Below are 20,736 nucleotides of genomic sequence, written 5' to 3'. Positions count from 1 at the left end.
TTGGTCTGACCCGTAGGAGTAATCTGAAACCAAACGGTATAAAGCTTTAGTTTCTCGCTGGAATACCGTATTTGCGCAAGCGTTGTGCAATAGCCGTGTGCGAAGTCTGCAGTCGCCCCGCCAGTTGCCGGGTCGAAGGGTAACTGGCATACAACCGTTGCAGCAGTTCACGCTCGAAGTCCCCCACTGCCTGCTCCAGGCTCGCCACGTCGCCGTCCTGCCCACGCGCCACCGATGTCCCGGCGATGTCCAGGTCACCGATATCCACCAGGTTGCTTTCGCAGATCGCTGCTGCACGGAAAATCACGTTCTGTAGCTGGCGCACGTTGCCGGGCCAAGGGTTGGCCAGCAGTGCCGAATGGGTGGCAGGCGTCAGCCGGCAGGCCGGGCGCTGGATCTGCGTGCAGGCCTGCTGCATGAAGTAGTGCGCCAGCATCAGGATGTCCTGGCCACGATCACGCAGCGGTGGTACCTGCAGGTTGAGCACATTCAGCCGGTAGAACAGGTCTTCACGGAAAGTGCCTTCGGCGACCATGCGTTCCAGGTCGCGGTGGGTGGCGCTGATGATCCGCACATCCACCTTCACCTCGCGGTCGCCGCCCACCCGGCGGAAGCTGCCGTCACTGAGAAAACGCAACAGCTTGGCTTGCAAGTACGGCGACATTTCGCCGATCTCGTCGAGAAACACCGTACCCTGGTTGGCCAGCTCCATCAGCCCCGGCTTGCCGCCGCGCTGGGCCCCGGTGAAGGCGCCGGGGGCATAGCCGAACAGCTCGCTCTCGGCCAGGCTCTCGGGTAGCGCAGCGCAGTTGAGGGCGAGGAACGGTGCGGCCTGGCGGCTGCTGATGGCATGGCAGGCGCGGGCCACCAGTTCCTTGCCGGTACCGGTTTCGCCGTGTACCAGCAGCGGCGCGTCGAGCGCTGCCACGCGCAGGGCGCGGGCCTTGAGGGTGCGGATTGCTGGTGATTCGCCGAGCAGCGCATCGAAGCCTTCGGCATGGTCGTGGTGCAGGGCCGACAGGCGCTCGCCCATGCGGTTGGGCGCATACAACGTCAGCAGGCCGCCGGCGTTGGTGATCGGCGAGGCGTCCAGCAGCAAGCTCTGGCCGTTGAGTTGCATCTCGCGCATCGGCAGGTGGAAGTTGTTGTCCAGCAGCGCCTGCAGCAGGTCCGGGTCGTTGAACAGTTCGCCCACCGTGCGCCCTGCGGACTCCCGGCCGCACAGGGCGATCAACGCCGGGTTTGCCAGTAGCACCTTGCCGGCACTGTCGACCGCCAGCACCGGGTCGCTCATGGCTGCCAGCAGGGCGTCGAGTTGCAGGTGGCGGCGCTGGCCGGGGAGGATATCGACCACGTCCACCGACTGCACGCCACGGACTTCGAACAGCGCGTCGTGGAGCTCTTCGAGCACTGCCGGGCTGAGCGTGGGGGCGTCGATGTAGACGTTCGGCGGGATCATTTCCACGGCGTCCAGGTTGAGGTTGCGGGCACCGAGCAGGGCGAGGACTTCCTGGGTGATGCCGACGCGGTCGATGAAGCTGACGTGGATGCGCATGAGGACGGTGAAAGTGGTGGCCTGGGAGGGCGGTAGTATGCCTTAACATCGCCGGGGCCGCTTTGCGGCCCATCGCCGGCAAGCGCGGCTCCCACAGGTATTGCGCATGCCTGCGATGGGCTGCGAAGCAGCCCAGGCCTTGGAGTTACTCGAGGTGTTCAGGCTTTATCGGGTCGCCCGATTTCACATCCAGCTTCTGGCGGATGTCTTCGAACATGGCGTCGTAAAGCTTGTGCGGCGAACCCAGGGTTTCGAACTTCTGGTGCGACGCGAGGTAGGACTGGGCCTTACGCGAAGCCACGCTGAGAAAACTCGGCAACACCTGGTCCTTGGCCAGGAAGAACTGCTCATCGACGGTCTTGCCCTCGATGATGCCATGCATGCGGAACTGGATGCCTCTGCCTTCCTTGGGGTCTGAAAACGCTTCGTACTCGATGTTGAGGTCGTAACTGTGGTCGTTCTTGGTCAGCGCAGTGCGCTCGATGTGTACATGACCGGGGTGGAACTGGGCCATGGCAAACTCCTCCGGAAGGTGAAAATGGCGGGCCCGGTAAGCCCGCCCACTGCAATCAACGGTAGCTGATGCCTGGCTTTTCGGTGCTCACGCGGGTACCGGCGACGCCTTTGACGATGCCCTCGATGTTCTCCAGCGAGCTGATCACCGCCACTTTGCCGGTGTGCCGGGCAAAGTCGCAGGCAGCCTGCACCTTCGGCCCCATGGAACCGGCCGCGAAGCCGAGGCGTTCGAGCTCGTCGGGGTGGGCCTGGGCAATGGCTTTCTGCGTCGGCTTGCCCCAGTCAATGTAGGCGCCATCGACGTCGGTGGCGATTACCAGAAGGTCGGCTTCCAGCTGTTCGGCCAGCAGCGCCGAGCACAGGTCCTTGTCGATCACCGCCTCGATGCCTTTGAGCTTCTTGTGCTCATCGTACATTGTGGGGATGCCGCCACCACCGGCGCAGATCACGATGCTGCTTTTTTCCAGCAGCCACTTGATCGGGCGGATTTCGAAGATGCGCTTGGGTTTCGGGCTGGCGACCACGCGGCGGTACTTGTCGCCGTCGGGCTTGACCACCCAGCCTTTTTCCTTGGCCAGGCGCTCGGCGTCTTCCTTGCTGTAGACCGGGCCGATGAACTTGCTCGGGTCCTTGAAGGCCGGGTCGTTGGCGTCTACTTCCACTTGGGTCAGCAGGGTGGCGAACGGCACTTCGAAGTCCAGCAGGTTGCCCAGCTCCTGTTCGATCATGTAGCCGATCATGCCTTCGGTCTCGGCGCCGAGCACGTCCAGCGGGTAGGCCTCGTCGGGCTTGTACGACAGGCCTTGCAGGGCCAGCAGGCCAACCTGCGGGCCGTTGCCGTGGGCGATGACCAGTTCGTTGCCGGGGTGAATCTTGGCGATCTGTTCAGTGGCCGTGCGGATATTGGCGCGCTGGTTGTCAGCGGTCATGGGTTCGCCACGGCGCAGCAGGGCGTTGCCGCCCAATGCAACAACGATACGCATGGGGAATGTCCTTTAACGAAGAGGGAAGGGCGCCGCCCCATGAGTAGGGGCGGCGCGGCCGGCTTACAGGTCAGCCAGGGTCGAAACCAGGATCGCCTTGATGGTGTGCATGCGGTTTTCCGCCTGCTCGAAGGCGATGCATGCCGGCGACTCGAAAACGTCATCGGTCACTTCGATGCCGTTGGCCAGGTCCGGGTACTGTTCGGCAATCTGCTTGCCGACCTTGGTCTCGGAGTTGTGGAAGGCCGGCAGGCAGTGCATGAACTTGGTCCGTGGGTTGCCGCTGGCTTTCATCAGCTCCTTGTTCACCTGGTAAGGCTTGAGCTGCTTGATGCGCTCACCCCAGGCTTCGATCGGCTCGCCCATCGAGACCCAGACGTCGGTGTGGATGAAGTCGACGCCCTTGACCGCAGCCTTGGGGTCTTCGGTCAGGGTGATGCGTGCGCCGCTTTCTTCGGCGTACTTGTGGCAACGCTCGACCAGGTCGTCATGTGGCCACAGCGCCTTGGGTGCGGCGATGCGTACGTCCATGCCGAGCTTGGCGCCGATCAGCAGCAGCGAGTTGCCCATGTTGTTGCGGGCGTCTCCCAGGTAGGCGTAGCTGATGTCGTGCAGCGGCTTGTCGCTGTGCTCACGCATGGTCAGCACGTCGGCGATCATCTGGGTCGGGTGGTATTCATCGGTAAGGCCGTTGAACACCGGGACGCCGGCGAACTTGGCCAGTTCTTCGACGATTTCCTGCTTGAAGCCGCGGTACTCGATGGCGTCGTACATGCGCCCGAGTACGCGGGCGGTGTCCTTCATGCTTTCCTTGTGGCCAATCTGCGAAGAGTTGGGGTCGATGTAGGTAACGTTGGCGCCCTGGTCATAGGCGGCGACTTCGAAGGCGCAGCGGGTGCGGGTCGAGGTCTTCTCGAAGATCAGGGCGATGTTGTTGCCCTTCAGGTGCTGCTGCTCGGTGCCGGTGTACTTGGCGCGCTTGAGGTCGCGGGACAGGTCCAGCAGGTATTTCAGTTCGCGGGTGGTGTGGTGTTCGAGGCTGAGCAGGTTGCGGTTGTGAATATTGAACGCCATGACTTTTCTCCTTGGGTTTGGTGAACACACCGGCCGCCGCTTCGTGAGGGCGGCCGGGGGCAATGGTCGTTAGTAATCGATTGGGTCACGGACGATCGGGCAGGTCATGCAGTGGCCGCCGCCACGGCCACGGCCCAGTTCGCCGGCGCTGATGGTGATGACTTCGATGCCGGCCTTGCGCAGCAGGGTATTGGTGTAGGTGTTGCGGTCGTAGCCGATGACCACGCCGGGTTCGATGGCCACCACGTTGTTGCCGTCATCCCACTGTTCACGTTCGGCGGCGAAGCTGTTGCCGCCGGTCTCTACGACGCGCAGGCCATCCTTGAGCCCAAGCTCCTCGCCGACCACTTCGATGAACGACTTGTTGATGCGGCGCACGTCCATGCCATAGGGCTTGCTTTCGTCCGGCCGAATGATGAACGGCACGATCTCTTTCACCACTTCCGGGAAGACCGTGATCAGGTCGCGGTCGCAGAAGCTGAACACGGTGTCCAGGTGCATGGCGGCGCGGGACTTCGGCAGGCCGGCGACGATGACTTCCCTGACTGCGCCCTTGGCGAACAGGTTGCGAGCCAGCTGGCCGATGGCCTGGCGCGAGGTGCGCTCGCCCATGCCGATCAGCACGATGCCGTTGCCGATCGGCATCACGTCACCGCCTTCGAGGGTGGACTGGCCGTGATCCTTGTCGGGGTCGCCGTACCAGACCTGGAAGTCGGCACCGGTGAACTCCTTGTGGAACTTGTAGATGGCGGTGGTCAGCAGGGTTTCCTGGCGACGCGCCGGCCAGTACATCGGGTTCAGCGTCACGCCGCCGTAGATCCAGCAGGTGGTGTCGCGGGTGAACTGGGTGTTGGGCAGCGGCGGCAGGATGAAGCTGGAGTGGCCCAGGTAGTCGTTGTACATCTTGACCACATCGGCGCCTTCGCTCTGCGGCAGGTCCTGGCCGGCCACGCCACCGATCAGGAACTCGGCCAGGTGACGTGGCTCAAGGCTTTCGAGCCAGCTGCGCACTTCGTTGTTCAGGCCCACACCAACGGTGTCATCGGTGATCTTGCGGTCGAGAATCCACTTCAGGGCTTCGGGCTGCTGGACGATGTCGGTCAGCAGGTTGTGCATTTCCAGCACATCGACGCCGCGCTCACGCATCTTGGTGACGAAGTCGAAGTGGTCACGCTTGGCCTGGTCGACCCAGATCACGTCGTCGAACAGCAGCTCGTCACAGTTGCTTGGCGTCAGCCGCTTGTGCGCCAGGCCCGGTGCGCAAACCATTACCTTGCGCAGTTTGCCGGCTTCGGAGTGGACACCGTACTTCTGTTTTTCAGCGGACATGGTTTCATTCCTCCAATTGAACGAAGACGTGGGTCAAAGGGTCAGGAAGCCGTCATACAGGCCGAAGGCTGCCACCAGGGCGCCGATGACCACGGCTGCGAAGATCAGTTTTTCCACGTTGGTGAAAATCGGTTGGCCCACCTCACGCTTGGCCTTGGCGAACAGGATCGCGCCAGGGGCATAGAGCAGGGCCGAGAGCAGCAGGTATTTCACGCCGCCGGCATACAGCAGCCAGATGGCGTATATCAGCGCGATGCCGCCGATGATCAGGTCCTTCTGCCGCTCGGCAAGGGCCTGCTCGTAGGTTTCGCTGCGCAGTGCCAGCAGGAAGGCATAAGCCGCCGACCACAGGTAAGGCACCAGGATCATCGAGGTGGCGAGGTAGATCAGCGACAGGTAGGTACTGCTGGAGAACAGGGTGATGACCAGGAAGATCTGCACCATGGCGTTGGTCAGCCACAGGGCGTTGGCAGGCACCTGGTTGGCGTTCTCGCGGCGCAGGAACTCCGGCATGGTGTGGTCCTTGGCGGCGGCGAACATGATCTCGGCGCACAGCAGCACCCACGACAGCAAGGCCCCCAGCAACGAGATCACCAGGCCGACGCTGATCAGCACCGCGCCCCAGTGGCCGACCACATGCTCAAGTACCGCAGCCATCGATGGGTTCTGCAGCTTGGCCAGCTCTGGCTGGGTCATGATGCCCAGCGACAGCACGTTGACCAGCACCAGGAACAGCAGCACGGTGACGAAACCGATGACCGTGGCCTTGCCGACGTCGGAGCGTTTTTCCGCCCGTGCCGAGAAGATGCTCGCGCCTTCGATACCGATGAACACCCAGACGGTGACCAGCATCATGTTACGCACCTGGTTCATCACACTGCCCAGGTCAGGCGTGCCCACGGCCCAGATGTCGGCGGTGAAGATGTCGAGTTTGAAGGCGAACAGGCAGATCAGGGCGAACAGCCCCAGCGGCACGACCTTGGCCACGGTGGTGACCAGGTTGATGAATGCCGCTTCCTTGATGCCACGCAGTACCAGGAAGTGCACGGCCCAGAGCAGCACCGAGGCACCGATGATCGCCGCCGGGGTGTTGCCTTCGCCGAAGATCGGGAAGAAGTAACCGAGGGTGCTGAACAGCAACACGAAGTAGCCGACGTTGCCCAGCCAGGCACTGATCCAGTAGCCCCAGGCTGATGAAAAGCCCATGTAGTCGCCGAAGCCAGCCTTGGCATAGGCGTAAACACCGCCATCCAGGTCAGGCTTGCGGTTGGCCAGGGTCTGGAACACGAAGGCCAGCGTCAGCATGCCCACCGCGGTGATCGCCCAGCCAATCAGTACCGCACCAACCCCTGCACTGGCGGCCATGTTTTGCGGCAGCGAGAAGATCCCGCCGCCAATCATCGAACCGACCACAAGTGCAACTAACGCGCCGAGTTTTAGTTTTCCGGATGAATCAGACATTTAACAACTCCTGCCAGGAGAAAGTTGACGACAGAATAAATCTGACGCCTGGTCCATGACCTGACATGGATCAGTTCATGGCAACGCGAGGGTAGGAAATTTCCTACACGCGACTCCTGGAGCGTGCCGACTGCTCAGCTGCAGGCCTTCTGCGCTGGCATCTCCATGTCCTTCTAGAGCAAACGCTCCGTTTGGCCTGCGATGTCTGAAGCTAGCCGCTTTTGTCGCTTTCGCAAATTTTTCACGAGAATTTCGAGTTTTAACGAATGCTTTTCTAGTTGCTGGGCACCTGCTAGTTTTTACAGAGGCACGGCGATAGACATTGTGGTTATTACTGCTATAGGTTTAATGGTTTAGGCTATATAAGTGACAGCATTTATATGGCGCCCATGGCTGTTTCAAACGCATGACAGCACCAAAAAAAGGGAGGCCCATGAGCGAGCCGGGACAAAAGCTGCGTCTGGGGGCACTGATCGCGCTGGTGGTCGGTTCGATGATTGGTGGCGGGATCTTCTCGTTACCGCAGAACATGGCAGCACGTGCCGACGTCGGCGCCGTGCTGATCGGCTGGGCGATCACCGCAGTGGGCATGCTGGCGCTGGCCTTCGTGTTCCAGACCCTGGCCAACCGCAAGCCTGAGCTGGATTCAGGGGTATACGCCTATGCGAAAGCCGGGTTCGGCGATTACATGGGCTTTTCGTCAGCCTGGGGCTACTGGATCAGCGCCTGGCTGGGCAACGTCGGCTATTTCGTGCTGCTGTTCAGCACCCTGGGCTTCTACTTCCCGGTGTTTGGCGAAGGCAACACGCCGATTGCCATCGGCTGCGCCTCGTTGCTGCTGTGGGCCGTGCACTTTCTGGTGCTGCGTGGCATCAAGGAAGCGGCGTTCATCAACCAGGTGACCACCGTGGCCAAGGTGGTGCCCTTGCTGATCTTCGTCGTCATCGCCGCCTTTGCCTTCCGCGCCGATATCTTCACCCGCGATATCTGGGGCATGAGCAACCCGCAGTTCGGCAATGTGCTGGACCAGGTGCGCAACATGATGCTGGTCACGGTGTTCGTGTTCATCGGTATCGAGGGTGCCAGCGTGTATTCCGGGCGGGCGCAGCGCCGTTCCGATGTCGGCAAGGCCACGGTGATCGGCTTTCTCGGGGTGCTGGCGCTGCTGGTGCTGGTCAACGTGCTGTCGCTGGGGGTGATGACCCAGCCGGAACTGGCCGGGTTGCAGAACCCGTCCTTGGCCTCGGTGCTGGAGCATATCGTCGGGCCCTGGGGTGGCCTGTTGATCAGCATCGGCCTGGCGATTTCGTTGCTGGGGGCCTTGCTGTCGTGGGCACTGCTGTGCGCAGAAATTCTTTATGCCACGGCGCGCGACAAGACCATGCCGCGCTTCCTGGCCAAGGAAAACGCCAACCACGTGCCAGCCAATGCCCTGTGGCTGACCAACTGCATGATCCAGGGCTTCCTGCTGATCACGCTGGTCTCGGAAGGTACCTATACCAGCCTGATCTACCTGGCATCGTCGATGATTCTGGTGCCATACCTGTGGTCGGCGGCTTATGCGGTGCTGCTGGCCTGGCGCGGCGAGAGTTACCGAGGGCAGGCGGGGCTGCGGCGCAAGGACCTGCTGGTGGCGGCGCTGGCGCTGCTGTATGCGGTGTGGCTGTTGTACGCGGGCGGCCTCAAGTACCTGCTGCTGTCGGCACTGCTCTACGCCCCAGGGGTCATCCTGTTTGCCCGGGCCAAGCACGAGCAAGGGCAGACGTTGTTCACCACTTGGGAAAAGCTGATTTTTGCGGCCGTGCTGGCGGGGGCGGCACTGGCTGCCTACCTGCTGTATTCAGGGCTGTTGAGCTTGTGAGGGAGCGGCGCACGGGTGTTCCGGGCGCGACCAGATCCACAGGTTGCCCAGGGTCATGCCGGCAATCGCCAGAAACACCGGCCAGTGGTGTTCGAGGAACACCAGCATCAGGCCTGCGCACAGCAGCATGCTGACGGTGGCACTGACCTTGGCACGGCGCTGGATCACCTTGCCGTTGCGCCAGTTGTACAGGATCGGCCCGAACAGGCGATGGTTCTCCAGCCAGGCGGACAGGCGTGGCGAACTGCGCGTGGCGGCCCAGGCGGCCAGCAGGATGAACTCGGTGGTCGGCAGGCCGGGAATGACGATGGCGACCAGGCCTATCCCCAAGCTTACGTAAGCCAGGATGCCATACAGCAGGCGGGACAGTTTCGAGCGGGCGGGTCGGGTCATGGTCTCACTGCAAAAAAACGTCCGGCCACCGGAGAGGTGGCCGGCTGATGCGTCTCAGGCCAGCGCGGTGTCGGCGGCGTAGGCATGCTTGAGCAGTTCGGTGAAGCGCTCGAAGGCGGCAACTGCAGCGCGCTCGGCGGCGGCGTCTTGCTCGGGCGACAATTCCAGGCCATCCAGGATGCGGGTGAACTGCTTCCAGCCTTCGGCACGGCCACCGGCAGGCTCGCCGAGGTGGCGGGCACCGAAACTGTCGGACAATTCCAGGGCCGCGGCACGCTTGATCAGAAACGCAGCGCCAAGTTTGGAGCCTTCCGAGACGAAGATCCAGCCCAGGGCTTCACCCAGGGTCGGATTGTGCAGGGCACCGGGCACGGCGGCCGGGATTTCGGTATTCAGGTCAGCCAGGTCCAGGCGGGCCTGCTCGGCGCGGCAGCGCTGGGCCAGGTCGGGGACGATGGCGATCAGTTGCGGGTCGTTGTACAGCGCTTGCAGTTCGGCCTGGAACAGGTACTGGGCGACGACGAAGCGGGCGAAGCTTTCACGGCTGTCGAATGGCGCGTGGGATTTGACCAGGGCGTCGAGCTCGCTGTGCGGAGCGTGGGTGGCCTGGTTCAGGCGTTGCGAGCGCAGGGCTGGGTGGTCGGTCATGGGCGTGTCCTTGGTAAATGAGGGCGTCTAGTGACAAGACGAAACAGCGGGGCAGGGACAGTAAAAAAATGGGTTTGTGGTGATTTTTGCAGCGTCTGTGAGATCGAGCGCCGCGCGGGCGGCGCTCGATCTCACAGGCGCAGTCATACTCAAGCCGTACCGTCAGATATCCCACACCACATTGATGGCGAAGTTGCGCCCCGGCATGGTCAGGCGGTCGAGGTTGGCCGGCTGGGTCACACCCGCTTCACCCTGGCCGTCGTAGCCACGCACCGAATCCCACTGCCAGTACTTCTTGTCGGTCAGGTTGTACAGCCCGGCGTTGACGGTGACGTCGTCGGTCACCTTGTAAAAGCCGCTCAGGTCCAGCACCCCATAACCCGGGGTACGGAACTGCGAACTCTGCCCGTCCGGCGCAAAGAACGTGGTGTCGTCGACACGGGTCTTGCGCTTGACCAGGGTCCAGCTCAGCAGGCCGCCATAGTTCGGCTGCTCGTAACCCAGGCCGAACACGCCGGTCAGCGGGTTGACGCTGTTCAGCGGCTGGCCGTTGTCATCGTTGCGGCCATGGGCATAGGCGATCGAGCCCTGGGTGTACAGGCCCTGCGGCGCACCGAAGTGGTCGAGGTTCAGGCGGCCCTTGATCTCGGCGCCCTTGATGGTGGCGTGCTTGATATTGTTGGCCTGGAACGTGGTTTCCAGGTTGGCCGACTGCACGGCGTCTTCGTCGATGAAGTCGCGGTACTTGTTGTAGAACACTGCCACGTCGAAGTTGCCGGCGTCGAAGTTGCCGCGCAGGCCGGTTTCGTAGCTCTTGCTCTTTTCCGGTTCGAGCCCGGGGTTGCCCTGCACGCTGTAACCCAGGGTCGGGTTTTCAAAGCGCCCGTACATCGACTTGGCCGTCGGGGTGCGGAAGCCTTCGGCGTACTGGCCGTACCAGGTGTAGTTGTCGTTGAAGGCGTAGGTCAGGCCGAACTTGGGTGAAACGCGGTGCCACTTCTTGTCCGAGTCGTCGACGCTGCCGGGAGCGGCGCCCGAACCCTGGATGCCCCGCAGGAACGCCTCGGTGAACTTCGGCTCCATGCGCGTGTAGTCGTAGCGTGCGCCGGGCATGAAGGTCCAGTTGTTCCAGCGAATTTCATCCTGCACGAACAGGCTGTAGGTGTTCACGGTCGGGTCGGGGAAGTCGCTGACCAGTGCCTGGGCGTCGCTGGTGCTGACCTGGCCGATGGCGCGGCAGGCACCACCGACTGCCAGGCAGGTGCCGGTGCCGCTGCGCGAGCCGGTGACCTTCTCGTGCTTGAGGGTGGTGCCATAGGTCAGCAGGTGGTCGGTGGCGCCGACGCTGAAGGCCTTGTCCAGCTGGGCGTCGAACACCCACTGGCGGTCCTTGTAGGTGGTGTCGCGGGTGCGCAGCACGGTGCGGCTGAACGGGAAGTAGACTTCCTCGGTGCTCTGGTCGGTCTTGGCCACCTGGTAGTTCAGGCTCCATTTGAGGTGGTCGGCAACCAGCGAATCCAGGCCGAACTCATGGTTGATGCCGAAGCGCTCGCGGGTCACGGTGTCGTTGCCGGTGCGGCTGCGGTACATGCCCAGGCCGCTGCCGTTGGTGAACGGGCCACCGACGGCGCTGAGGATGTTCTGGTCGCGGTCATCCTTGTAACGCTCGTAGGTCAATCCCAGGCGGGCATCGTCGGCGTAGTTCCAGCCCAGCTTGGCCAGCACGTTGGTGGTGCGCACGTCTTCCGGGTTGGCCTCGGTCCGCGACAGGCCGGTGCCGCCGTGGCTACCGTAGGACTCGGTCTCGTGACCGTTGCGCTGGCTCAGGTGCAGCAGGCCGTCGAAATCACCCGTGCGGCCTGCCACGGTAGCCGAGGTCAGCCAGCTCTCATCGGCTGAGCTGTAGCCGGTCTTCAGGCGTGCACCAACGTCCTTGCCGGGCTTGATGATGTCGTCCGGGTCGAGGGTGAAGTAGCTCACCGCCCCGCCGATGGCGTTGCTGCCGTACAGCACTGAAGCCGGGCCGCGGAGGATTTCCACGCGCTTGACGATCTCGGGGTCGACGTAATTGCGCTGGGTCTGGGCGTAGGGGCCGTAGAAGAAGCTGTCGGGGATCGACACGCCATCGACCTGGGTGAGCACACGCTCGCCGTCGATGCCGCGGATGTTGTAGCCGTTCAGGCCACTGCGCTGGCCGGTGCCGCCCACCGACACACCCGGTTCGTAACGCACCAGTTCCTGGATGTTGTTGACGTTCTGTCGGTCCAGTTGCTCGCGGGTCTGCACGCTCACGGTGCTCGGCACCTGGCTCACATCCTGGGCGTTACGGGTGGCGCTGACGGTCATTTGCTGCAAGGCGATGGCGTTGCCCGCCGACTGGCGTTCGAGCACCACGTTACCGTTGCTGATTGTACGGAAGCTCAGCCCCGTGCCCTGGAGCAGACGCTTGAGTGCGGCTTCCGCTGGCAGCGAACCCTGCACACCCGGCGATGCCACGCCGTCGGCCAGCTCGGCGCTGAAACCAACCTGCCAGCCGGTGGCCTTGCTGAAGGCATTGATTGCTTCAACCAGAGGCTGTTGGGCGATGCTGAAGCGGTAGTCGCCCATGCGCGGGCTGCTGGCCTGGGCCGGTTCGGCGGCCAGCGCCGGCAGGCTGCAGGCACCGCTGGCGAGCAGCGCCAGCGTCAGCAGCGACAGCTGGCCGGTACGGCGGGGAAGGGTGGACGGGCGAGATGGACCTGTGGGCATCGAAAGCGCTCCCTGACGCGCGAACTGTTATAGGTGATGACCGTTCTTGTTTCAAACAAGAATCAGTTGCATTGGCTATAACGAGACGGGCGGGGTTGCGCGATCGCGTAAAAAAATTTCAGGTCAGTTGATGATCACCACGGCGGGCCATTCGTGAAGCTGTGCCGAGGTGATGTGGGCCAGGGCGCGCAGGGTTTCCAGCGGCTGGTCGAGGCGGTAGTTGCCGGTCACCGCCATGTCGTCGAGGTGGTCGTTGCGGTTGATGATCCAGCCGGGGTAATAGCGCCGCACTTCCGCCAGCACCTGGCTCAACGGGCAGTTCTCGAACACCAGGCGGCCGTCGACCCAGGCCAGGTCCTTGTGCATGTCCGGGCGCTGGCGCTGGCCGAAGCCATGCGGGCCGACACTGATGCTGTCGCCGGCACTGAGGCGGATGCGCTGGTCGCTGGCGGCCTGCAGGTCGATGTCACCGCGCTGCACGCGAACCTGAGCCTCGCCATCGAGGTAGCGCACGGCGAAATCGGTGTCGCGCACCTGCGCGCGCACTGGCCCTGCCTGCACTTCCAGCGGCAGCTGGGCGCCACCGGGCACCTGGAAGTACGCCTCGCCTTGCAGCAGGCGTGCGACTTGGCGGCCGCCCTGTTGGTCGCTGGCGAAGGCGGAATTGGTGTTGAGCAGGACCTTGGCGCCGTCATCCAGCTCCAGGCGCTGGCGTTCACCGACCACGGTCAGGTGGTCCGCCTGCAGGCGCACCGGCAGGTTGCCGAAGGTGAACAGCCCGACCAGCAGCATGGCGGCGGTCGCCAGTGGCTTCCAGTGCGCACGCAAGCGGCCACGCAGCGAGCGGCGCTGGTGCTGGTGCAGGTGCAGGGCGGCCTGGCGCAGCGGGGTGCCGTTCCACAAGGCTTCGGCCTCGACGTAGGCTTCGGCGTTTTCAGGGGCTGCGCTGAGCCATTGTTCGAAGGCGAGGGTGTCGGCCTCGCTGGCACACTGCAGGCGCACGAGCCAGTCCAGCGCCTCGTCCAGCGCACGGGCGCGGGCGTCGGGCCCGGTAGCTGACGGGCGAGTGACGGGGCTGTCGGTCACGGTGGGTCCTTGCAGGTATTTTTGCGAATGATCAAGGCTAGGGCGAAGCATGGCAAGGGCTACGCCGCATTCGGTATGCCTGCGGTCGGCTCATTTGAGGCGGTCGGCCACGCCCATGCAGATCGCCATGATCAGTTTCAGTTCCTTCTGAACCGTGCTGGCAGAGACTTGCAGTTGCTCGGCAATTTCCAGGTAGCTGGCGCCATGCAGGCGGCTGAGGATGAAGATGCGCTGCTGGCGCTCGGTCAGCTGGTTGAGGCTGACGCTCAGGTGCTTGAGCAGTTGTTCGGCGTGCGCAGCGTCCTCGCTGCTGCCGAGCGGCGACGCGACATTGTGCAGCACCTCGTCGGGCACATCGTCGACCAGCATGCGCGCCTGCGCACGCCTTGAACGCAGGTGGTCCAGGGCGAGGTTGCGGGCGGTCTGGAACACGAAGGGTTCGAGGTGTTCGATGGGCCGCTCGCCCAAGGCGCGGGACACCCGCAGGTAGGTTTCCTGCAGCAGGTCCTCGGCGGTGCTGGGGTTGCCCACCATGCGCTGCAGGGTGCGCAGCAGGGAAAGGCGCTGGACGAGGAAGACGGAGTTGAACCGGGACTGACTCACGGGGGGACCTGGCCGACGAAAGGTTAATGATAATGCTTATCATCTACCTATCAGGTCAAGCCTGGATTTGTTAGGAAAAGGTAAAGATTGTGAGGGGCCGGGTGCATGCCTCGGCATTTTCAGCGCCGGTGAGATCGAGCGCCGCGCGGGCGGCGCTCGATCTCACAGGCGCCAAAGCCAGGAGCCCCTCAGCGCGCGCTGGCCAACGCCAAACAGTTGTCCAGCATGCGGTTGGAGAACCCCCACTCGTTGTCATACCAGGCCAGCACCTTGAGCATCCGCCCGTTGGCGCGGGTGTGGTTGGCATCGAAGATCGACGACAGCGGGTTGTGGTTGAAGTCGCACGACACCAGTGGCAGTGCGTTGTAGCCGAGCACCTTGGAGTGCCGGCTGGCTTCGAGGAACAGCTGGTTGACCTGCTCGGCGGTAGCCTCGCGCTTGAGGTTGACGGTCAGGTCGACCAGCGACACGTTGATCACCGGCACCCGCACGGCCATGCCGGTGAGCTTGCCGGCCAGTTCCGGCAGCACCAGGCCCACGGCTTCGGCGGCGCCGGTCTTGCTCGGGATCATCGACTGGGTGGCCGAGCGGGCACGGTACGGGTCGCTGTGGTAGACGTCAGTCAGCACCTGGTCGTTGGTATAGGCGTGGATGGTGGTCATCAGCCCCTGTTCGATGCCGAACTCGCGGTGCAGCACCTGGGCGATCGGCGCCAGGCAGTTGGTGGTGCACGAGGCGTTGGAGATGATCTGGTGCGAAGCCCGCAGGATATCGTGGTTGACCCCGTACACCACGGTGGCATCGACACCCTTGCCCGGCGCCGAGACGATCACCTTGCCGGCGCCCGCAGCCAGGTGTGCGGCGGCCTTGGCGCGGTCGGTGAACAGCCCGGTGCATTCGAACACCACGTCGATCGCTTCGGCCTTCCAGGGCAGTTCGGCCGGGTTGCGGATGGCGCTGACCGCGATACGGTCACCATTGACCGTCAGGCTTTCATGGTCGGCCTCGATCTGCGCATCGAATGTGCCGTGCACGCTGTCATATTTGAGCAGGTGGGCGTTCATCGCGCTGTCACCCAGGTCGTTGATGGCGACGACCTGCAGGTCCTGGCGGTAGCCTTGGGTATACAGTGCGCGCAGGACATTGCGCCCGATGCGGCCGAATCCATTGATGGCGATACGTAGGGTCATGGCAGTACCTCTGGCGGTCCGAGTGAAACCTGTGGCAAAAAGGAGCTTCACTGAAACGGTTTTGTTGTTGGAATTACAAGATTATTCACTGAGCGATAGAAAACAAGCCTTTTTGATGGCAGTATTTTGTTTAAACATACAACGAGTGGTTGGGCACAGTGCCTCCCCCGATGTCGCGAGCCCCTCTACCTTGAGCCTAGGCCGCAATCGTTTGGAGGGGAAATGCCCGGTAAACCGCCCTTACAATTAGCCTGGAGTCCAGTACATGCATCCGCGCATCCTTGAGGTCACCCAGCGGCTGATCGAACGCAGCCGTGCCACCCGCGAACGCTACCTGCAGCTGATTCGTGGCGCGGCCAGTGACGGGCCCATGCGTGCCAGCCTGCAGTGCGCCAACTTCGCCCATGGCGTGGCCGGTTGCGGTGCCGAGGACAAGCAGACCCTGCGCTTGATGAACGCGGCCAACGTCGCCATCGTCTCGTCCTACAACGACATGCTCTCGGCGCACCAGCCGTATCTGCATTTCCCTGACCAGATCAAGCAGGCCCTGCGCGAGGTCGGCTCGGTCGGCCAGTTCGCCGGTGGCGTGCCAGCCATGTGCGATGGCGTGACCCAGGGCGAGCCGGGCATGGAACTGGCAATCGCCAGCCGCGAAGTGATCGCCATGTCCACGGCGGTAGCGCTGTCGCACAACATGTTCGACGCGGCGCTGATGCTTGGCATCTGCGACAAGATCGTCCCCGGCCTGATGATGGGGGCGCTGCGCTTCGGCCACCTGCCGACCATCTTCGTCCCGGGCGGGCCGATGGTTTCCGGTATTTCCAACAAGCAGAAGGCCGACGTGCGCCAGCGCTATGCCGAAGGCAAGGCCAGCCGCGAGGAGCTGCTGGAGTCGGAAATGAAGTCCTACCACAGCCCCGGCACCTGCACCTTCTACGGCACCGCCAACACCAACCAGCTGGTGATGGAGGTCATGGGCCTGCACCTGCCAGGCGCCTCGTTCGTCAACCCGTACACCCCGCTGCGCGATGCCCTGACCGCCGAGGCGGCGCAACAGGTCACGCGCATGACCAAGGCCAGCGGCAGCTTCATGCCACTGGGCGAGATCGTCGACGAGAAGGCACTGGTCAACTCCATCTTGGCCCTGCACGCCACCGGTGGCTCGACCAACCACACCCTGCACATCCCGGCAATCGCCCAGGCGGCCGGCATCCAGCTGACCTGGCAGGACATGGCCGACCTGTCCGAGGTGGTGCCGACCCTGTCCCACGTCTACCCCAACGGCAAGGCCGACATCAACCACTTCCAGGCCGCTGGCGGCATGGCCTTCCTGATCCGCGAACTGCTCGATGCCGGCCTGCTGCACGAAGACGTCAACACCGTGGCCGGCCACGGCCTGCGCCGCTATACCCAGGAGCCGTTCCTCGACAACGGCAAGCTGGTATGGCGTGAAGGGCCGCAGCAGAGCCTGGATGAGAGCATCCTGCGCCCGGTGGCGCGGCCGTTCTCGGCCGAAGGTGGCCTGCGGGTGATGGAAGGTAACCTCGGTCGTGGCGTGATGAAGGTTTCCGCAGTAGCGCCTGAGCATCAGGTGGTCGAAGCGCCGGCCAAAGTGTTCCATGACCAGCAGTCGTTGGCCGATGCCTTTAAGGCCGGCGAGCTGGAGTGCGATTTCGTGGCCGTGGTGCGCTTCCAGGGCCCGCGCTGCAACGGCATGCCCGAGCTGCACAAACTGACGCCGTTCCTCGGCGTGCTGCAAGACCGGGGCTACAAGGTCGCGCTGGTGACCGACGGGCGCATGTCGGGGGCTTCGGGCAAAATCCCGGCGGCGATCCACGTCTGCCCCGAAGCGTTCGATGGTGGCCCGCTGGCACGTGTGCGCGAGGGTGATATCGTGCGGGTCGATGGCGTCGCAGGCACGCTGCGGGTGATGGTGTCGGCAGAAGAACTGGCCAGCCGTGACCTGCCGCCCGCGCCCCAGGGCAACGACCTGGGCTGCGGCCGTGAGCTGTTCGGCTTCATGCGCATGGCGTTCAGCCCGGCAGAGCAGGGCGCGAGCGCCTTCACCTCGGCCCTGGAGAACCTTAAATGAAGGACCTGCTGGTTGGCGACATCGGTGGCACCAATGCCCGTTTTGCGTTGTGGCGTGACAACCAGCTGTGCCAGGTGAAGGTCTTCGCCACGGCCGACTACACCAGCCCGGAGCAGGCCATCGAGGCCTACCTGCAGGGCCACGGCATTGCCCGTGGCGGCCTGGCGGCGGTGTGCCTGGCGGTGGCCGGGCCGGTCGATGGCGATGAATTCCGCTTCACCAACAACCACTGGCGGCTCAGCCACAAGGCGTTCTGCCAGACCTTGCAGGTCGAGCGGTTGCTGCTGATCAACGACTTTTCTGCCCAGGCCCTGGGCATGACCCGCCTGCAACCGGGTGAGTACCGTGAGGTCTGCGCAGGCCAGGCAGACCCGGCGCGGCCCGCGCTGGTGATCGGCCCGGGCACTGGCCTGGGCGTCGGCAGCCTGTTACGCCTGGGCGAGCAGCACTGGCAGGCGCTGCCGGGTGAAGGCGGGCATGTCGACCTGCCGGTGGGCAATGCCCGCGAAGCGGCGATCCATCAGCAGATTCACAGCCAGATCGGCCATGTCAGTGCCGAGACCGTACTCAGTGGCGGTGGCCTGGTGCGCTTGTATCAGGCCATGTGCGCGCTGGACGGCGACACGCCTCGACACACATCCCCGGCGCAGATTACCGATGCCGCCCTGGGCTGCGAGCCACGGGCGCTGGCGGTGATCGAGCAGTTCTGCCGATTCCTCGGCCGCGTGGCCGGTAACAATGTGCTGACCCTGGGCGCGCGTGGTGGGGTTTATATTGTCGGCGGCGTGATCCCACGCTTTGCCGAGCTGTTCCTGCACAGCGGGTTTGCCGCCAGCTTTGCCGACAAGGGCTGCATGAGTGGTTACTTCGCGGGTGTGCCGGTGTGGCTGGTAACCGCTGAGTTCTCTGGCTTGCTCGGTGCGGGGGTGGCACTGCAGCAAACACTGGATCACTGATACTCTCGATCATGCTGCACCGCGACAGCAGGCGAAAAGACCTGCGACAACAATGAGGGCGGGATACCTTGAGCACTGCCGGAAAATCGATCCTGATGGTCGACGACGATCAGGAAATTCGCGAACTGCTGCAAACCTACCTGAGCCGCGCCGGCTTCCAGGTCCACGCCGAAGGCGATGGCCAGGGCTTTCGTCGCGCCTTGGAAAGCACCCCCTGCGACCTGGTGATCCTCGACGTCATGCTGCCCGACGAAGACGGCTTCAGCCTGTGCCGCTGGGTGCGTCAACATCCGCGCCAGTCGCGGGTACCGATCATCATGCTGACCGCCAGCTCCGATGAAGCCGACCGCGTCATCGGCCTGGAACTGGGCGCCGATGACTACCTGGGCAAGCCGTTTAGCCCCCGTGAACTGCAGGCGCGCATCAAGGCCCTGTTGCGCCGCAGCGAGTTCGGCCAGGCCGCGCCAGCCAGTGCTGTGCTGGCCTTCGATGACTGGCGTCTGGATACCGTCAGCCACCGCTTGTTCCACCGCGATGGTGAAGAAGTGATTCTGTCCGGTGCCGACTTCGCCCTGCTCAAGCTGTTTCTCGATCACCCGCAGCAGATCCTCGACCGCGACACCATCGGCAACGCCACCCGAGGCCGCGAGCCGATGCCGCTGGACCGCATCGTCGACATGGCCGTCAGCCGCCTGCGCCAGCGCCTGCGCGACACCGACAAGCCACCGCGGCTGATCCGCACCGTACGTGGCAGTGGTTACCTGCTGGCTGCCCATGTCTGCTGCGCTTCCTGAGCGGCGCTGGCGCCTGCTGCCGCGCTCGCTGCTGGGGCGCATGCTGCTGCTGACCTTGCTCGTGGTGCTGTTGGCCCAGGGCCTGTCGAGCCTGATCTGGGTTGCCCAGCTGCGTGCCAGCCAGTTGCAGGGCCTGCGCGCCAGTGCCGGCAGCCTGGCTCATTCCATGAGCGCCAGCGTCAGCTACTTCCGCTCGCTGCCGGTGGCCTATCGGCCGATGGTGCTCGATCAATTGCGCAGCATGGGTGGCACGCGCTTTTTCGTGTCGCTCAACGACAAGCCGCTGGACATGCCGGTATTGCCCATCACCCCACGCAAGCAGGCGGTGATCGACGTGTTCCAGCAGGTGCTGCACGAACGCCTCGGCGAGCAGATGGAAATCTCCGTCGAGTTCGTCGCCCCCGATGACCTGCGCATCTTCAACAGCGGCCTGAAGCTCGATGAATTGCCGCGCTCGTGGGCGCATTACTCGCTGACCCTGGAGCCGCTCAACCCGCCAGTGCTGGTGACCCAGATCCGCCTGGGCCAGGGCGAATGGCTGTACATCGCCTCTTTGCTGCCCGAGCCCTATACCAGCCTCGAAAGCGAACGCCTGCCGCGTCAGCAGATCGGCTTCATCGTCCTGACCACCGCCTTGCTGCTGCTGTTCATCGGTTTGCTGGTGCACTGGCAGAGCTGGCCGCTCAAGCGCCTGGCGCGTGCTGCACGTGAGTTGTCATTGGGCGCCGATGTGGCGCCGGTAGCCGAGGGCGGCGGCAGCGAGGTGGTCGAGGTGGGGCGTGCGTTCAACAGCATGCGCGAGCGCATCAGCCGTTACCTGACCGAGCGTTCCCAGTTGTTCAGCGCCATTTCCCACGACCTGCGCACACCGATCACGCGTTTGCGCCTGCGTGTCGAACTGCTTGAGGACGAGCGCCTGCAGGCCAAGTTCAGCCAGGACCTCGACGAGCTGGAGCTGCTGGTCAAAGGCGCGCTGCAATGTGTGAAGGACACCGACATCCACGAGAACATCGAGCCGATCGACCTCAATCAGGTGCTGGACATTCTCGCCGAACCGTACCTGGGTAACGGTCGTATCACTGTCGAAGGGCAAGCCCTGTCGCCGTACCCGGGCAAACCGCTGGCCCTGCGCCGCTGTATCGGCAACCTGATCGACAATGCCATCAAGTATGGCGAGCGGGCACACCTGCGCATCATCGACAGCGCCGAGGGCTTTGTTTTGCAGGTGGATGACCAGGGCCCTGGCGTGCCGCAGCAGCAGATGGAACAGGTGTTCGAGCCACACTTTCGCCTGGCCGGCAAGCAGCAGGGCTACGGCCTGGGCCTGGGCATCGCTCGCAACATCGCCCACAGCCACGGCGGCGAGGTGAGCCTGCTCAACCTGCGCGAAGGTGGCTTGCGGGTGACGCTCTATCTGCCAAGAGGCGTGGATTGAGCTGTGTCACAA

Annotated in this window: 17 protein-coding genes; 5 read left to right on the top strand and 12 right to left on the bottom strand. The window is 63.6% G+C overall.

The window, feature by feature from the left end:
- Window positions 1-46 precede the first annotated feature (46 nt).
- From F6X59_RS24565 to arcD (F6X59_RS24540), 6 genes are all read right to left on the bottom strand, one after another.
- Window positions 47-1,555, bottom strand: a complete 1,509-nt coding sequence (locus F6X59_RS24565; protein WP_152958722.1) for a sigma-54-dependent transcriptional regulator — start codon at window positions 1,553-1,555, stop codon at window positions 47-49.
- Between the two features lie 145 nt (window positions 1,556-1,700).
- Window positions 1,701-2,069 carry a DUF5064 family protein gene (locus tag F6X59_RS24560; RefSeq protein ID WP_152958721.1) on the bottom strand — a complete coding sequence of 123 codons (369 nt, stop codon included), beginning with the start codon at window positions 2,067-2,069 and terminating at the stop codon, window positions 1,701-1,703.
- A 55-nt stretch (window positions 2,070-2,124) separates the two neighbouring features.
- Entirely contained in the window at window positions 2,125-3,054 is a 930-nt protein-coding gene (gene arcC, locus F6X59_RS24555) for a carbamate kinase (RefSeq protein ID WP_152958720.1), read from the bottom strand.
- Window positions 3,055-3,117: 63 nt separating this feature from the next.
- On the bottom strand, window positions 3,118-4,128 hold the full coding sequence (locus tag F6X59_RS24550) for an ornithine carbamoyltransferase (protein WP_027920178.1): 1,011 nt from the start codon (window positions 4,126-4,128) through the stop codon (window positions 3,118-3,120).
- Window positions 4,129-4,197: 69 nt separating this feature from the next.
- Window positions 4,198-5,457, bottom strand: coding sequence for an arginine deiminase (gene arcA, locus F6X59_RS24545; protein ID WP_152958719.1), 1,260 nt, complete (start codon window positions 5,455-5,457; stop codon window positions 4,198-4,200).
- A gap of 33 nt (window positions 5,458-5,490) precedes the next feature.
- Window positions 5,491-6,918: an arginine-ornithine antiporter gene (gene arcD / locus F6X59_RS24540; RefSeq protein WP_152958718.1), complete on the bottom strand. Its 1,428-nt coding sequence runs from the start codon at window positions 6,916-6,918 to the stop codon at window positions 5,491-5,493.
- 433 nt (window positions 6,919-7,351) lie between these two features.
- Here arcD (F6X59_RS24540) and arcD (F6X59_RS24535) point away from each other — a divergent pair, with 433 nt between their 5' ends.
- Complete coding sequence (arcD, locus tag F6X59_RS24535) at window positions 7,352-8,779, top strand: arginine-ornithine antiporter (protein ID WP_152958717.1); 1,428 nt, start codon at window positions 7,352-7,354, stop codon at window positions 8,777-8,779.
- Here arcD (F6X59_RS24535) and F6X59_RS24530 read toward each other — a convergent pair.
- The 6 genes from F6X59_RS24530 to gap all read right to left on the bottom strand — a co-directional run bounded on the left by F6X59_RS24530 (window position 8,759) and on the right by gap (window position 15,447).
- Window positions 8,759-9,172: a YbaN family protein gene (locus tag F6X59_RS24530; protein ID WP_152958716.1), complete on the bottom strand. Its 414-nt coding sequence runs from the start codon at window positions 9,170-9,172 to the stop codon at window positions 8,759-8,761. The two genes, arcD (F6X59_RS24535) and F6X59_RS24530, sit on opposite strands and share 21 nt — an antisense overlap.
- A 54-nt stretch (window positions 9,173-9,226) precedes the next feature.
- Entirely contained in the window at window positions 9,227-9,820 is a 594-nt protein-coding gene (locus F6X59_RS24525; RefSeq protein ID WP_152958715.1) for a biliverdin-producing heme oxygenase, read from the bottom strand.
- Between the two features lie 162 nt (window positions 9,821-9,982).
- Window positions 9,983-12,568, bottom strand: a complete 2,586-nt coding sequence (locus F6X59_RS24520) for a TonB-dependent receptor (RefSeq protein ID WP_152958714.1) — start codon at window positions 12,566-12,568, stop codon at window positions 9,983-9,985.
- A gap of 123 nt (window positions 12,569-12,691) precedes the next feature.
- Complete coding sequence (locus F6X59_RS24515) at window positions 12,692-13,654, bottom strand: FecR domain-containing protein (protein ID WP_346654181.1); 963 nt, start codon at window positions 13,652-13,654, stop codon at window positions 12,692-12,694.
- A gap of 90 nt (window positions 13,655-13,744) precedes the next feature.
- On the bottom strand, window positions 13,745-14,257 hold the full coding sequence (locus tag F6X59_RS24510) for an RNA polymerase sigma factor (protein ID WP_372240514.1): 513 nt from the start codon (window positions 14,255-14,257) through the stop codon (window positions 13,745-13,747).
- 188 nt (window positions 14,258-14,445) lie between these two features.
- Window positions 14,446-15,447, bottom strand: a complete 1,002-nt coding sequence (gene gap / locus F6X59_RS24505; protein ID WP_152958712.1) for a type I glyceraldehyde-3-phosphate dehydrogenase — start codon at window positions 15,445-15,447, stop codon at window positions 14,446-14,448.
- Window positions 15,448-15,712: 265 nt separating this feature from the next.
- On the opposite strand from gap, the gene edd reads away from it, so the two are divergent.
- The 4 genes from edd to F6X59_RS24485 all read left to right on the top strand — a co-directional run bounded on the left by edd (window position 15,713) and on the right by F6X59_RS24485 (window position 20,724).
- The gene (gene edd / locus F6X59_RS24500; RefSeq protein WP_152958711.1) at window positions 15,713-17,539 is read left to right on the top strand and encodes a phosphogluconate dehydratase; all 1,827 of its coding nucleotides are present in this window, start codon (window positions 15,713-15,715) and stop codon (window positions 17,537-17,539) included.
- The gene (locus F6X59_RS24495; RefSeq protein WP_152958710.1) at window positions 17,536-18,495 is read left to right on the top strand and encodes a glucokinase; all 960 of its coding nucleotides are present in this window, start codon (window positions 17,536-17,538) and stop codon (window positions 18,493-18,495) included. The genes edd and F6X59_RS24495 overlap by 4 nt, the downstream gene beginning before the upstream one ends.
- A gap of 68 nt (window positions 18,496-18,563) precedes the next feature.
- Window positions 18,564-19,289 carry a two-component system response regulator GltR gene (gene gltR, locus F6X59_RS24490; RefSeq protein ID WP_152958709.1) on the top strand — a complete coding sequence of 242 codons (726 nt, stop codon included), beginning with the start codon at window positions 18,564-18,566 and terminating at the stop codon, window positions 19,287-19,289.
- Complete coding sequence (locus tag F6X59_RS24485) at window positions 19,270-20,724, top strand: ATP-binding protein (protein WP_152958708.1); 1,455 nt, start codon at window positions 19,270-19,272, stop codon at window positions 20,722-20,724. The genes gltR and F6X59_RS24485 overlap by 20 nt, the downstream gene beginning before the upstream one ends.
- Window positions 20,725-20,736 lie beyond the last annotated feature (12 nt).

The organism is Pseudomonas sp. MN1F (assembly GCF_009391885.1).
Classification (GTDB): domain Bacteria; phylum Pseudomonadota; class Gammaproteobacteria; order Pseudomonadales; family Pseudomonadaceae; genus Aquipseudomonas.
Note: the sequence above shows the minus strand (reverse complement) of the source record. Positions and strands in the feature narration are given on the sequence as shown.